The organism is Arenibacter catalasegens, from assembly GCF_002909235.1.
Classification (GTDB): Bacteria; Bacteroidota; Bacteroidia; order Flavobacteriales; family Flavobacteriaceae; genus Arenibacter; species Arenibacter catalasegens.
This window is the reverse complement of sequence record NZ_PHQQ01000045.1, coordinates 1-15,948: the sequence shown is the minus strand read 5'-3', so window position 1 is coordinate 15,948 and position 15,948 is coordinate 1. Positions and strand designations below refer to the sequence as shown.

Here is a 15,948-nt window from a genome sequence, read left to right as displayed (position 1 = left end):
TAACTGGAAGCTGAGGAACAGTTTTTCGGTATAGTTCTTTCTGCCTTGCATACCTTTAATTTACGCATTTCCACACATTTATAAAAGCAAAAATTGATGTTTATTGGAGTTCTGCAACGGCCACGGCCGTTTAACGAAACTGTTCAAGCACAATCCAAAAATATCCGTCCCCAGTTCCATTTGTCGTTCCATTTAGCTGTTTCGTTAATTCACCTTTTACGGAACTAAAATTTTCAAAAATTAATTTGAATTATGAGACAGAACTCAGAACCGATGGAGCCTTTTTTGTGGTTGGGGAAAAATGAGAAAATACCCTAAAATTACCGTCCGAAATAAACTTGGGTGTTTTCTTAGAAATTGATGACCTTTTCTAGGGCATCATCAGTCTCTCTATGCATGAAATTGGCTTGATAATTTATAGTAGTTGTAACGGTGGAATGACGATATAGCTTTTGCAGCATCTGAATAGGAATTCTATCTCCTGAAATATTGCCAAAACTGTGACGGGCAATGTGCATGGTGAGCTTTTTGTTTATTTCCGCTTTTTCTGCGATTTGCACGAGATATTTATTAAATTTTTTGTTGGCAGTTTTTACTTTGTTAAAAACATCTTTGGGATTTTTCAGGTCAGCATTGTTCATTTCAGGAAAAACAAAATCCTCACTGGATCTCCTGTCCTCTTCATATCGTTTTAAAAGTGATGTGATTTTCTCTGGTAATTTAAAGGATAACAATTTTTCGTTCTTCCCCATACGATAGTGTAACCGGCCATCGTAAATATCGCTCCACTTAATCATAAGAACATCACCAACACGCATCCCTGCAAGATAAAAACTAAACAACCAAACATTTCGCGCATGGGATTGCGGTTCCGTTAAGTCCTCCAAAGTCTCGATTGTTTGAATTTCTTCTCTGGTAAGCCCTATTTTTTGTGATTCGGGGAATTTGATGCGTATTTTATCCGCTCCAAATGGATACAATTTTCTGTCAACAATTCCTAATCGTATAGCTTTATTGTACAGGGTTCTAATAACAATTAAATTGTTAATGACCGAACGTTGAGATACTTTTCGTGTAGTTATCAAATAGAGTGAAAAACGACGCAATAATGCCTCGTCAATTTCTCGAAAACTTAAATCATCATTATCGACAAACCTTACAAAATGACCGACTCGCGCTTTGTCGGATGATAAACGCTGTAGTTTATTTGTTTTTTCTAAATTATCTAAATAATTATCGGCAATTTCTTTAAAGCTAGTTTTGGTAAGCGGAGTTGCAATTTCCTTTTTTATCTGTTTTGACGAGATATCATTTTGATGAGTCTGTAAATCAATTAAGGTTTGATTCGCTTCCGCCAACTTCTTGATAAGAAGATTGTTTAAGCGTTCGGAATTGGGATGCGATTTTCGCACCTCGCGATTGCCTTCATCCCAATATTTAATAGCAATGTAATGCCCTGTGTAGAGATAAGTCGTTTTTCTGTTTTTTGTAATACGAACCGCTAAGGGAAAAAGTCCCTGTTTGTTCGCTTTCTTGCGAAGAGTTACCTTTATACTTGACCCCATACTTTACTATTTATACTAAAGATACAAATTCTAGGTACAACATAGGTACAACAAATGGTGGTTTTTTATGGTTTTATATGGTCTTTACTGTTTTTTATAAAAATGTAAATAGCTTATTACTAGGTATTTAACCCTATATGACATCAAAACAGTCTGAATTCAAAATCCAGTTCTTCGGAGTGCGGGTTCGATTCCCGCCTCGAGTACAAATTAATCGGCAAATTATATTAAAACCCTGTAAATATCAATATTTACAGGGTTTTTCTTTTTATTCAACAACCTATAATACCCTACAAAAAGGGCATCATTCGGCGGCGGCCATCCCTGAATAATTAGCGCCCCTTATTACATACAAATATTTTAATTACAGCTGTTATTTTAGTTTTTATATCGTAATATTTAGGTGGTAAATAATTCCATATCATACAAGATTTATCGTCATTTCTCTTTTCATTCGAAAAAAAGGGCGAGTAACCACTTCAAAACCATGGTCTATCTACGCATTTCCTATGTTAGCAAAAGAGCATAAGTAAGCACTATGAGTAAGGTCTCTATACTAAAAAATGGTGCTTGGGTAATAAAAATTGTCGCCTACAATTCGGCCGCTAAACAGCCTAATTGGCAACTGGTTATTATTTAATATAACTGTTGTAAATTTCATTGAAATACATGTTACACTTAAAAGCATTAAAACCGAAATCCACAGGCCATCCAATTACCGTATTTCCAAGTTAAAACCATGATCATTTGAACCAACTTCAGAGGTGGTGGGCACTATCCCATCCGTATTGATTTGGAGATATCCATTATAAAGTGCTTATTCCGCCTTGCAATTTAAAATACTAAGTTCAAATTAATCACACTACAAAGTCCCCCATTAATTGGCTCCGCCAATCTTAAAACCTCCTTTACAAAAATAAAATTCAAAATTACTTTGCCGCTATTGACTTGGATTCTATATTTGTCCTTATTTTAAATTAATCTAAATAAGAATAGAATGAAATTTATGACCTGGGCGGTAGCCTTATTTTTATCTTTTAACGCTTTTTCACAAGCCAACATTAAAGGAAAAATTACTGATGAAAACAATCAACCTCTTACCGGTGCAACTGTATACATTGAAGAACTGAAGAAAGGTACCATGACCGACTTAAATGGCGACTACGAACTTGTAGACATTGAGGAAGGATCTTGGACAGTTAACATAAGAATGCTGGGATATAAACTGCAAACTAAAAAAATAACCATTGGACCGGACGCTTCTTTGACCTTTGATGTGGTTTTAATAGAAGACTTAAACAGTTTGGATGAAGTGGTGGTTTCAGCCAGCAGGCATTCCGAATATCCATCTGAAATTCCTGCTTCCGTTACAGTTGTAGGCCTAGCCAAATTGGAGGAGTTTACACAATCTACGTCCAACATTAGCGAAATACTGGAATTTACTGTTCCAGGACTAGCTGTTTCTACTGGCACCTTTTCCAATTGGGGGCAAACCCTAAGAGGGCGTTCACTATTGGTCATGGTCGATGGCATTCCACAATCTACCCCTTTAAGAAATGGACAATTGGGAGTGAAATCCGTAAATCCCAATGACATTAGCCGTGTAGAAGTAATTAAGGGAGCCACATCCATCTTCGGTAATGGGGGCAATGGTGGTTTTATAAACTATATTACCAAAAATCCAGTTTCCGATAAAAAAATTGAGGGCACTACCAATATCTGGGGCTCAAGCAATTTGGCCAAAACAAATGACGCCTTAGGCTGGGGCATCCATCAGTCCCTTAAGGGTAACTTAAATAGATTCAGCTACTACATCAGCGGTAGCGTGGAACAAACCGGCAATAAATACGATGCAGATGGAGTTCCTGTTCTCCCTACCTATGGTTTTGACAACACCGACATCTATAGCACATTTGGAAAATTGGAATATTTACTTTCAGACCAACAAAAACTGACCTTGAGTGGTAATATCTACCATTCTGCACAAGATAGCCCTTTCATTCCGACGGTTGCAGAGGTACAGGTTTTTAATGAAGATGGGGATTATTCCCTTGTTGCAGGCTATGGTGTGAAAGGAACCATCGACGGAGAAGAACCCACGGGAACAACCTTGGTAAATGGACAATTAAAATATAGTCTCAAAAATATATTCCAAGGAACTACCAATTTTGAAACAGACCTTTATTATCAAAACACTGAAAATGTATTTTTCTATTCCGACAAATTCGAAAACGGCGGACAATCCGTGATAAATGCTAAAAAATATGGCATCAGACCTAACTTCAATACCAATTTTGGTTCATATAGCCCAACAAATATTACTTTAACCTACGGGGTAGACCTTTTAAAGGACAAAACAAATCAAGGGCTTTTGGATGGAAGATTGTGGGTGCCAAATATTGAATTGATCAACTGGGCACCCTACGCGCAATCTACCATAAAACTTAACAACCAATGGGTTCTTAAAGCTGGTTTGCGATATGACGATATGAATATGGATATCGCAGATTACAATACACTTCCCTATTCAGCGAAAAGCGATGGTAATTTTAGCCCTTCCGTGGCTGTAGAAGGAGGAAAACTTAATTTCAATAACCTGGCCTTTAACCTAGGAGTCCGGTATATAGAGCATCCAGAATTCACCCCTTACATAAGCTATTCTCAAGGGTTTTCTATTGCCGACTTAGGCTCTATACTGAGGTCTGCTGTAGCCGCAAACATAAATGATATCCAACTAGAACCCGCGGTCACCAATAATTATGAATTTGGATTCATATCAAAATTCAATAACTTTCAGCTAGAGGCAGTGGGCTATTACAGTACTTCCAACCTAGGCACAGGCGTTGTATTTGTGGATGAGATCAATTCCTTTGTACCTTCAAAACAACCACAACGAATTTATGGAGGTGAGGTATCCGTGGATTATTTTAGTTGGGATAAGAAATGGCAAATTGGAACCTCCTATTCCTACGTAGAAGGACTGACCCATAATGTAGATGACGAAAATAACTTAACTTATTTAGGTGGTGATGTTATAGCCGCCCCAAAATGGACCACATACATTAACTGGCAAGCCACAGAAAAATTAAGCACATCACTTAGAATGACCAATCTGGGAGATAGAAACCGATTTGACCCCTTTATGGATACAAATGACACTTGGGCCTATAGACATACACAGTTCCCTGTAAGTGGATATACTTTACTAAATCTCTCACTAGCCTATCAATTAAAATCGAACCTGTCCCTTTCCATGGGGATAAACAATATATTGAATGAATACTATCTTCCTGCACGATCGCAATGGGCTGCACCTTTAAAAACCTTTACAGGAGCAGGGGAAGGAGCCAATGCAAAACTAGGACTTAGGTACAATTTTTAAACCACGGAAGCCATGTTTGACTATTATCTAACATGGCTTCCATTTTAAACAATAACATCGTTGATTATTTTTAACAGATTTATAAGGAATTTGCATCTTTGGCTGGGTTTATCATGTGGCCTAATCGCTTCAATCTCTGGGTTGACCGGTTCGCTATATATTTGGCAGCCTGAAATAACATCTTTGCTCAATCCTGAGCTATTGACAATTGAGAAAATTAACTCCATTGATGAAATTAATTTGTACAAGACGGCCTCCAAACTGATAGAACAGCACAAGGATAGTCTAGCCAAAATAAACTTGCCCTATCGAGAGCAACAAACTATTTCCCTAGTATACAAGAATGGCAAGACCCAATACTACCACCCCATTTCGGCCGCCTATTTGGGTGAAAAATCAAGTTCCATTGTGTTTTTCGAGAATTTATTGAATTTTCACCGCACCGTGGGAATCCCGAAAATAGGTAAATATATTACTGGAACCAGTACCCTTCTATTTTTATTCTTACTACTAAGTTCTGGGGCATATTTGTGGTGGAAAACCTATAACACCAATTTCATCAAGGGATTCCAAATTAAATGGACAGCTAAGAAAAAGAAATTGAATCATGACCTTCATAAGGCAATAGGAGTTAGCTTTTTGGCCCCCCTTATGGTCATAGCCTTTACCGGAGCCTATTTTACATATAGTACCTACTACAAAACGGCACTTAACCTATTTGATAATTCCGAAAAAACCAAGTTGGACGCAAAAGATCTGACTATTGGCAGCACCAAACCCTATCAAGATTACTTGCTTAATCCGGACAAGGTCTATGATCTTCGTACCGTCATCCTTCCTAAAAATGAGCAGGACGAATATCATTTTCGCTATATTCAAGATAGGTTTGTAATGGCAGGGCTTAGAAAAACCAAGGAACTAAAATCCAATTCCCAAGGAACCATAATTAGCCTAACGGATTTTCAAACAGATACCAGCAGTAATAGGATCGCTGCGCAATTCTATCCTGTTCATATAGGGGAAATAGCAGGAATATGGGGAAGGATCATTGTTTTTATTTCAGGTCTAATTCCTATAACCCTATACATAACAGGTCTAAGGTTGTACTTATTAAAAGGGAGAAAATGATTGATATTTAAACCTTAAACTTAGTATCTAAAACTAGATATCCCAGATTTATTAATTCCATTGTATTACAACACCTTTAGTAACACTTTCTATAATTAAACCACATTTAAAGGAATTCCCCATATAAGCCAAAATACACAGCTCGTTTCGACTATCTAATTTCTTAGGGATATACCCCCTAATTGCATATAGACCCCACTTCTAAAAATTATTTTGATACCATTCGGTTGTTGGAAATTGACGAATTAGGTTCTTGATACCTTCTTTCGATATAGGCTTCACTAAATATCCCGAAAGTGTACTAATTTCTTGCGCCTTAGCTATATCCTGGGGATTGTTGGATGAGGTAAGAAGGTAAATATTAACATCCTTCTTTAGTTCAGTTTGAAATGATTTGTATTCACTCAAAAACTCCCAACCGTCCATAAAAGGCATATTTACGTCCAAGAGGATGATATCCGGAAGGTTCTTGGCAGTGCCAAGATTCTGTTTTAAGTAATCGATTCCTTTTTCACCATCGGAAAAAAACTTAATCTTTATATCCGGGTTCACTTCGGCGATGGTATTCTTCATGATAAACTGAAAAATTTCATCGTCATCGATTAAAAAAAAATGTAATTCATTCATAGCTGTCAAATGTTATTTTAAACTTGGTACCCTTACCCAATTCACTAGTTACTTCTATATTGGCATTTAACGACTCCAGCTGTGTTTTTACCAAAAACAACCCCATTCCTTTCCCAGAAAGTTCACGGTGAAACCTTTTATACAATTTAAAAATGTCCCTGCCGTGACGATTAAGGTCCATACCCACACCATTATCCTCAAATACCAATACTTTTTTATTGTTTTCCAATAAACTCCGTATATGAATAACGGACTTATTATTAGGACCTCTATATTTTATGGCATTTGATAATAAGTTCTGAATTACGCTCTGCATATAGATTTTTGAAAATTTTATTTCTTTCCATCCTCTAAAATCCGTCTTTACCTCTATCGTCTCTTTGTCAAAAGATTCTACATAAAGGTCCAAGGAAGCCATTATAAGGGGCTCCAACACTATATTTTCCAATCCAAGCTGATGGTCTTCATTGAGTATCCGTACATAGGTCAACAAATCATCCACCAACGTATTGACAGCATGGGTAACCTTATGCAATTTTGAAAAATACCCCTTGGCCTCCTCGAAATCTTTTGATTCTGTAAGCATGGATACCAAGGCAGATACACTCGTAGTGGGAGCTCTTAAATTATGGGCAACAATATTGTTATACTCCAAAAGTTGGGCATTGCGAACCTCTAGCTTATTTTGAATGATTGCCAAGGCATGGTTTTTATTTTCCAATTCTGAGCTTTTAACGGCCAGCTCTCTGTTCATTAATTCTAAATTTCTGAAATATTCCCTTTTGGAATTCTCACTTTTAGTTTCAAGAAAAGACATGCAAAAAATAGCCAATATTACCAATGCATTGATTAGTAATACTGCAAAGATTTCTCTTTTAATTCCTGCATTTATAAGCTTGGAATCTATATGTTTTAAAAGTACCCATTTATTGGTGGTTTTAATGTCCGCCAACTTAAGTTTTAATAAGGGTGTTTGGGACATTTCGTTTTTAAAATCCAATTCGGTCTTTACCCACAAATCCCCGTCCTGCAACAAAGATATAGATCCTTCCGTGTTCAGGGAATCCCATACTTGGGGACGGTCCTCTTTAAATGTAAATTTTTGGCTATTTGGGATCACATGGGCAAACTCTTTTATTGTTTCTTTACTCACCAGATAATTACCCGATCGATCCAATAACATAAAAGGGTATTGGTTGTCCTTTTTCAGCAAATCCAAGAGTTTTGACGCACCAAAATTTATGACCACTACACCTAGTTTGTTCCCTAGACTATCTAAAATGGGTGCTACCCCACGAATCATAGGTTTATATGGCAATTCTATTATGCCGTTTTCCTGATTTAGATCCAATGGGGACAAATAAATTTGATTTTTTCTTAAATCCTTGGTCATCTGAATATAATCCCTATTGGATTTATCCTGAAACGCAACACTCTTAACTATTTGCCCGTTTACTTTCCGATCAAGTCTAAATACTTCCGTTCCTGATAAATTAATAAGTCTAAATTGTCTATAACTGTCCATCCCAATTAAAAAATCGCCTATTTCTTTATCTAAATGGGTATTCGTATCCGGGTTAAAATCGCCAGCGTTAAAATGGTATTGCTCCCAATAATAGAGGTTGGCTATCATGGGTTTTAAAAGTTCAACGATTAGTTGTTTTTTATAGGAGAGTTCCTTTTGTTGTAAAGAAATTAAATTGCTGTGCTCCTTTTGATAAATCCATAAAACCGCCAAAACACTCAATATAAGTACTGGGAGATAATATTTGACAAATTTTAAAATTAATCGTTTAAGCAAATTAAAGGCTATTAATATTTAAAGAATGCGCCAACATGGAAGCACAAGTCAATAAGCAATATGTCTATTTGGGGGAAGTTTCAATAATCCGGGTTAACAATAAACTGAAAATCAAATATAAGTAATTTTAAACCGCATAAATCAATTACTAATTATAATTCTTGAATGGCAATTAGCCCCACTACAAAAGCTAATTACATCTAACTCGATCAAAATTTAACTTAGCTTGGTGCACATCCCGCGCCAAATTCTTCCCCCCATTTATTGCGCAACCAATATTCACTCCCGATTTTAGAGCCAATCCTAGTCAGATAGCTCTTTCTTAATATTTCGAAACATGAATGGATTATATCCACTTGTCTTCATTTTTACCATAAAAAGTTAAAACTATTTCATAATTTTAAACAACTTGGTTCAATACAGAATTTCCAACTGCCATCAAACAGTGTGGTTATTTAAGCCATTTTGAAACAACAATGTATTAGCAAAATAAGTCTCCAGTGATTTCACACCATGCTAAAGAAGGGTATTGGCTTTTTATATTAACACTAGAAAATCTTGTTTTACAGTTTTCTTAAATTAAAAATGAAGAACCTAGCAAGCCCATGGTATGCTTCCATTGCATTAACAAATTAAAAGCATGTTTAACTATAAAACCATTAACATGAAACCATTAAAAAAAGAGGATATTACACAGGAGGTTTTCGACCTTTATGACGACTATGCCCACAATAGGGTAAGCAGAAGATTGTTTATGGACAAATTATCTACCTATGCGGTTGGAGGGCTTACAGTAGCGTCGCTACTTAGCTTTATTTCTCCAGACTACGTGAAAAAAATCCAGATACAGCCAGATGACCCCAAATTAAAATCGGAATTTATCCGTTACAATTCACCCAAGGGCGGAGGTTCTATAAAGGGTTTACTTTCAAGACCTGCAGATGCCAAAGCAAAACTACCTGGGATAATTGTGGTCCATGAAAACCGTGGATTGAATCCGCATATCGAAGATGTTGGGCGTAGGGCCGGCCTAGCAGGGTTTATCTCATTGGCTCCCGATGCCTTGACACCCTTAGGTGGTTATCCTGGCAATGACGACGAAGGCCGCGAATTACAAGGCAAGAGAGATCGCAATGAGATGTTGGAAGATTTTATCGCTGCCTTTGAATATTTGAAAGCCCACCCGGAATGCTCCGGCAAGGTTGGTGTAGTCGGCTTCTGTTTTGGAGGTTGGATTTCCAATATGATGGCAGTCAAAGTCCCGAATTTGGAGGCTGCCGTTCCTTTTTATGGAGGACAACCAACTGAAGATATTGAAAAAATAAACGCTCCCCTACTACTCCATTTTGGCGAATTGGATAAACGCGTCAATGAAGGTTGGCCAGCCTATGAGGAAGCTTTAAAGAAACACGGTAAAGAATATGAGGCCTATATCTACCCAAATGCAAACCACGGCTTTCACAATGATACTACACCGAGGTATGACAGGGAAGCTGCCGAACTGGCCTGGGGACGGACCATTGATTTTTTTAAGGAAAAGCTGGGATAACGCCCTAATGACCAAAAGCCCAAATACAACATTCCAAACATCTGATTAATTAGAATACTTGTAATACCAATGCGCTCCTCCAAGGGATCAGTTATTTTGTAATTGACCCCTTGGTTTAAATAGGCAACTACAGGGAGAGCGTACTAAAGGATATCATGATATAAACTACTATGATTACTACCATTACCGAAGCCACTATATCCCAAATATTATAGCTAGCCTTATTTTCATCCTTCTGTTTATCCGTAACCGTACCAAAGGTAAGACCTGACAACTGTGCTGCCGATGGGGCCGGATAAAACATACTAACTATTACAGCAATTGCTACACAAAGTGCAAAGAAATAGGCGGCAAATACCAACCAATTTATATCAGCGATATTGAACAGAAAACTGCCTTCAGAAAAACTAGATTTCATAATTTCCAGTGTCAATTTGGAAAATCCAATGATCAATCCTCCAACCAAGGTAGCAATGGCCCCGTTGGAATTAATCCGCTTATAAAAAATCCCCAATAGAAATACAGCTGTGATCGGCGGAGAAATATAGGCCTGCACATTCTGTAAGTACTCATAAAGTCCGTCCGAGAGCCTCGTGATTACGGGTATCCATAGTAACCCTAGCCCCACTACAAAAAAGGTGGCAATTTTACCTGTTTTCACTAATTCTTCCTCCGGTTTTTCGGGCTTCAGTTTTTTGTAAATATCTAAGGTGAACAAAGTGGAGCATGAATTGAACACTGATGCCAAGGAGCTCATCAAGGCCGCCAATAATCCCGCCGCCACCAATCCCCTTAGGCCGGAAGGCAAGAGATTGCTCATTAATACTGGGAAAGCCTCATCTGGGTTGTCCCAATGCAGTTTTCCTTGCATTTTAAGGCCCAAAGCCACAACTCCGGGAACCAGAAAAAGAAAAACGGGCATTAGTTTCAAAAGTGCGCCAAAAATACTTCCGCGCCTACCTGCTTTAATATTTTTGGCGGTGAGCACTCTTTGTACAATGACCTGATCGGTACACCAATACCAAATACCAACGATAGTACTGGTAATAAACAATGGTAGCCATGGATAATCAGGATCCGAATTGGGCCGCCACATATAAAAATAATCAACCCCAATGGTTTCCTTTAATTCTCCCCAACCGCCAACGGCCTCCAGCCCCATAAAGCTAAGGATTCCGGCTCCAAGCACCAATACGACTGCCTGTATGGTCTCCGTATAGACTACAGCCCGCATTCCTCCCAAAACGGTATACAGACCGGTAAGTGCTACGGTTGCAACAGCACCAATCCAAAAAGGTATTCCCAAAAGGGCAGAGACCACTATACCGCCGGCATATATGGTTACGGATACTTTGGTAAGTATATAGGCAATCAAAGACACTATTGAAAGTACCCATCTAGATCGAGCATCAAACCTCTTTTCCAAAAATTCCGGCATTGTAAAAACCCCACTTCTAGCATAGAATGGTAAAAACACCCAACCCAACATCAAAACGATCCAGGCATGGAGTTCATAAATCAATAATGGCATTTTGTCCCCAGCCCCATTACCCGCCAATCCTACGACATGTTCGGATCCAATATTGGAAGCAAAAATAGAAGCCCCTACCATAAACCAGCCGATGTTTCTTCCGGCCAGAAAATAGTCCTCCGTGTTTTTTTGTTTTTGCTTTATTACCCACCAGGCAACACCAAGAAGTATCACGAAATAAGCGGTGATTACGACCCAATCCAATAAGTCCAATCCTTTCATTTAATTTGGTTTAGTTGGTTTTTTATTTAAACTATTTCATTCAGCTACCGAATAAAATTTACCTAAACTCAATTCTTGAACCTATAAGCTGGGACACCTATAAAACCAGATTTCCGGACAACAAATAAGGACCCGGCCAGGGGTTGTTTTTCCAATTCTGCTGAGCTTAGTCCCTTTCTTGCCGAAGTAATGTAAATATCTTCTAAGGATTCGCCCCCAAAAGCACAAGAGGTAACATTGGAAACCGGAAGTTTTATAGCAGCTATTTTTTCTCCAGTCTTTGGATTCCAACGCGTAATTTGCCAACCTCCCCAATGGGCTATCCATAGCATTCCCTCGTTATCTATGGTCATTCCATCAGGAAAACCTTCTTCCTTGGGTACATTGATTATGGTTCTTTTGTTGGTTATATTCCCATTTTCAATATCGAAATCATATCCAACCACCTTTAGGGTGGGCGTATCTATATAATATAACACCTTGTTGTCCAAACTCCAGGCCAAGCCATTGGAAATACTGATGTCACTTTCTTTTTTTTCCACTTTATCACCAGCGCTTAATACGTAAAGACTGCCTGAATCTTCATCCTCTGAAATTGGCATAGTGCCCGCCCAAAAGCGACCAGCGGGATCACATTTCCCATCGTTAAACCTATTTCCCGGCAAGTTGGCTTCTGGATTTGCTACCATTTTGACATCGCCAGTTTTACGATTCACAAACCCAAATCCATTCTTCATGGCAGCAATATAAGTTTCATCATTACAAACGGCCATTGCGCCGATCATTTGCCCAACCGAAAGGGTATGCCTTTTTTTGGATTCTGGGCACCACTCATGGATTTGACCATTAAGAATATCTACCCAACATATTAATTTTCTGGAAGGATCCCACAGCGGACCTTCTCCTAATTCACTTATTTTTTCACAAACAACTTCTGGATTCATAATAAGAATTGTCATTTTATTTTAGACCAATTAAGGTCATATATTTGATTAAAAATTAGGCAAACGGTTATTTCTTATAAGGTGAAGGACTAACAGATGTCCAACCTCCATCAATTACCAAACTCTGCCCTGTAATGTGCTTTGCATTATCGGAAACCATAAATAATACGGCCTGGGCTATATCGTTGACCGACGCCGGACTACCCATGGGGGTAATTTTTTCCCAGGTCCCAAAATATTCCTTATCCCTCAAGGTCCTCTCCGTCAAGGTGGCTCCGGGAGCCACAGTATTGACGTTTATTTTATAGGGCGATAGCTCTATCACCAAATTCTTGGCCAACATTTCCAATGCTGCCTTAGTCATTCCATAAGCTGCTAAATTTTCGTGTGCTTGATGTCCTGTAACCGATGACATAAAAAGGATAGACCCTCCTAAACCTTGCTTTTTCATCTGATTGGCCGCGGCTTGTGCCAAAAAGAAACTCCCACCTAAATTTACTTTCATAACTTCAAAGAACGAATCTGGGGTATAGGTCAGAAATTCTCCAAAAAGGGTAATCCCAGCATTGGCAACCACCACATCTAGTTTACCATAGGTTGTAACTGCTGCATCTACCATTTGCTGTATAACCGACATCTCACTTGAATCTCCCGGAAGACCAATACATTTTCCTTTTTCGCCTTCCATCCCTGCCACAGCATTCCTTGTCAAAGTGGCATCCAAATCGTTCAATATAACATTGGCCCCTTTGGCCACCAATTGTTTACAAATCTCCAAACCTATCCCCTGCCCTGCTCCAGTAACAATGGCTACTTTATCCTTAAAATCCATAGTTGACTTAAATTCAATTAATGGGAATCCCTAGGGACATCACTTCCCGATTTACCCTGTAAAAAATCCATATCCGCTCCCAAGTGAGCTTGTTGCACATGGTTCACATATAAATTAACATAGCCCCTATCCACAATTGGTGGAGGAACTGCCCAATTTTTCTTGCGCCGTTCCAATTCTTCCTCGCTCACAGCAACAGTAAGACTACGGCTGCGAACATCCAAGGTGATAAGGTCTCCATTTTCTATTACAGAAAAATTACCGCCCATGGCCGCCTCTGGGGAAACATGGAGCACCACGGTACCAAAACCGGTTCCGCTCATGCGCCCATCCGAAATACGGATCATATCCTTCACTCCTTTTTCCAAAAGCTTTTTAGGGAGCCCCATATTGCCTACTTCCGGCATTCCGGGATACCCTTTGGGCCCTACATTTTTCAGGACCAGCACACAACTTTCATCCACTTCCAATTCCTCGGTATCTATCCTAGCCTTATAATCCTCAATATTATCAAAGACCACGGCCTTGCCGGTATGTTTCATTAGATGGGCACTCGCCGCCGATGGTTTTATAACGGCCCCATTTTCGGAGAGGTTACCCCTAAGTATAGCCAAACCAGTTGCATCGTTAAAAGGTTTAACCACACTGGCAATTACATCATTATCATAATTCTGTGCGTTCCTATAATTCTCCGCAACGGTCTTACCATTCACCGTAATTACATCATTGTTCAAAATATCCTTAAGTTCTTTTAGCACTGCCGGTAGTCCTCCTGCGTAAAATAAATCTTCCATAAAATGCTTGCCCGACGGCTGCAGATTGGCTATGAGGGGAATATTGGCCGAAAGCCTATTGAAATCTTCCAGCTTTAAGGGCACGCCTATTCTTCCGGCAATGGCCAAAAGATGGATTACAAAATTGGTAGACCCACCAATGGCCGCATTGACCTTAATGGCATTTTCAAAGGCTTTTATGGTTAAAACATCGGATAACTTAAGGTCTTCCTTCACCATTTCCACGATTCTTAAACCACTGAGTTGTGCCAACACTTTTCTTCGGGCATCAGCAGCAGGTATGGCCGCATTTTCCGGCAGGCTTAGCCCAAGTGCCTCTACCATGCAGGCCATGGAAGAAGCTGTCCCCATAACGGCACAATGGCCATCGCTTCGGCACATAGCGGCCTCAATATTCCGTAATTCCGAATTTGCTAATTTACCCTCCCTTACATCATCATGATAACGCCATATATCACTGGTGCCAATATTTTTGCCCCTGTATTTTCCGGTCAACATTGGTCCTCCTGAAACTACTATGGTGGGAATATCCACACTACAGGCTCCCATCACCAAGGACGGGGTGGTCTTGTCGCACCCACATAACAGCACCACGCCGTCCAAAGGATTGGCACGTATACTTTCCTCCACATCCATACTGGCCAAATTTCTATACAGCATGGCCGTTGGCTTCATAATAGTTTCTCCCAGAGACATTACAGGGAATTCAACAGGAAAGCCACCCGCTTCCCAAATGCCCTTTTTTACCGATTCTGCCAGCTCACGGAAGTGACCATTACAAGGCGTAAGTTCAGACCAGGTATTACAGATGCCTATTACAGGTTTATTATTAAATTCATAATCCGGTATCCCCTGATTCTTCATCCAGGCCCTATAAATAAAGCCATCTTTACCTGTGCGACCGAACCAATTGCTACTACGAAGCTCTTTCTTATCCTCTTTTTTCATTGGGTATTAGATATTTTCAAATGAGTGCGGTGCTGTTAAGGCACTGCTGCAGTACTAAGCAACATTTTTAGGTTAGACAGCATGCGTACAACCTAATTCGACTAGAATGAATCCTCAGTAGAAATAGTTTTTTCAAATCAGCAATTTATTGTGAGTATTTTACTCCATCCTTATTTGCAGGCTTCAATATCGTGAACTTTTCCGAAATAAAAACTTCATTTTTTGAAGAATTTACAATTTAGCTTAGGTTCATTTGATCTTTCATTACTGTTGGTCAGTAAATAATCCCCGGGGCAAGCCCACGGGACATTATTGTATTTTGCAAAACAAACCAAATGTTAGAGTAACAACGAAACTCGTTGTGGCTCTTAGGTATATTGGTGCTTGAGCTCACGCTCAAGATTACTGCTTTTTTTCGTGCGAGGCAAGCCTCGGGGTATTTACCCCTCTAGAATAAAAAAAGGGATGGACTAAATAACTTCCAACCCTTTTTTATTTTTTATTTGTCCCGTCCTGAAATAGTGATACACTAAAAACTTAGTGTAATGAAAACATCAGAAAATGTGGGGTATACCAGGCGTACCCAAAAAGATTACTCCATTTCTTTTAAGCTTCAATTAGTTGA

10 protein-coding genes are annotated in these 15,948 nt (G+C 39.0%); 3 read left to right on the top strand and 7 right to left on the bottom strand.

Translation table 11 applies throughout. The features are described from left to right. Positions 1 to 350: 350 nt before the first annotated feature. A complete protein-coding gene (locus tag CWD90_RS22035; protein WP_103478216.1) occupies positions 351 to 1,565 on the bottom strand; it encodes a site-specific integrase in 1,215 nt (404 codons plus the stop codon). Between the two features lie 997 nt (positions 1,566 to 2,562). Here CWD90_RS22035 and CWD90_RS22030 point away from each other — a divergent pair. Together CWD90_RS22030 and CWD90_RS22025 are read left to right on the top strand one after the other, a co-directional pair. After that, entirely contained in the window at positions 2,563 to 4,947 is a 2,385-nt protein-coding gene (locus tag CWD90_RS22030; protein ID WP_103478215.1) for a TonB-dependent receptor, read from the top strand. 60 nt (positions 4,948 to 5,007) lie between these two features. Beyond that, entirely contained in the window at positions 5,008 to 6,075 is a 1,068-nt protein-coding gene (locus CWD90_RS22025; RefSeq protein ID WP_103478214.1) for a PepSY-associated TM helix domain-containing protein, read from the top strand. Positions 6,076 to 6,276: 201 nt separating this feature from the next. Here the strand turns inward: CWD90_RS22025 and CWD90_RS22020 are convergent, their stop codons facing one another. Continuing rightward, entirely contained in the window at positions 6,277 to 6,702 is a 426-nt protein-coding gene (locus CWD90_RS22020) for a response regulator (protein WP_103478213.1), read from the bottom strand. Beyond that, entirely contained in the window at positions 6,695 to 8,503 is a 1,809-nt protein-coding gene (locus tag CWD90_RS22015) for a sensor histidine kinase (RefSeq protein ID WP_157941299.1), read from the bottom strand. The genes CWD90_RS22020 and CWD90_RS22015 overlap by 8 nt, the downstream gene beginning before the upstream one ends. Before the next feature lie 664 nt (positions 8,504 to 9,167). Between CWD90_RS22015 and CWD90_RS22010 the strand changes: the two genes are divergently transcribed. Then, the gene (locus tag CWD90_RS22010) at positions 9,168 to 10,052 is read left to right on the top strand and encodes a dienelactone hydrolase family protein (protein ID WP_103478218.1); all 885 of its coding nucleotides are present in this window, start codon (positions 9,168 to 9,170) and stop codon (positions 10,050 to 10,052) included. Between the two features lie 127 nt (positions 10,053 to 10,179). Here CWD90_RS22010 and CWD90_RS22005 read toward each other — a convergent pair whose 3' ends face one another. The 4 genes from CWD90_RS22005 to CWD90_RS21990 all read right to left on the bottom strand — a co-directional run bounded on the left by CWD90_RS22005 (position 10,180) and on the right by CWD90_RS21990 (position 15,323). Then, positions 10,180 to 11,805: a sodium:solute symporter gene (locus CWD90_RS22005; RefSeq protein ID WP_103478211.1), complete on the bottom strand. Its 1,626-nt coding sequence runs from the start codon at positions 11,803 to 11,805 to the stop codon at positions 10,180 to 10,182. A 68-nt stretch (positions 11,806 to 11,873) separates the two neighbouring features. Then, positions 11,874 to 12,764: an SMP-30/gluconolactonase/LRE family protein gene (locus CWD90_RS22000; RefSeq protein ID WP_205161289.1), complete on the bottom strand. Its 891-nt coding sequence runs from the start codon at positions 12,762 to 12,764 to the stop codon at positions 11,874 to 11,876. A 52-nt stretch (positions 12,765 to 12,816) separates the two neighbouring features. Continuing rightward, complete coding sequence (locus tag CWD90_RS21995; protein WP_103478210.1) at positions 12,817 to 13,581, bottom strand: SDR family NAD(P)-dependent oxidoreductase; 765 nt, start codon at positions 13,579 to 13,581, stop codon at positions 12,817 to 12,819. Between the two features lie 17 nt (positions 13,582 to 13,598). After that, positions 13,599 to 15,323 (bottom strand): IlvD/Edd family dehydratase, encoded by a 1,725-nt coding sequence (locus CWD90_RS21990; RefSeq protein ID WP_103478209.1) that lies wholly within the window; start codon positions 15,321 to 15,323, stop codon positions 13,599 to 13,601. Positions 15,324 to 15,948 lie beyond the last annotated feature (625 nt).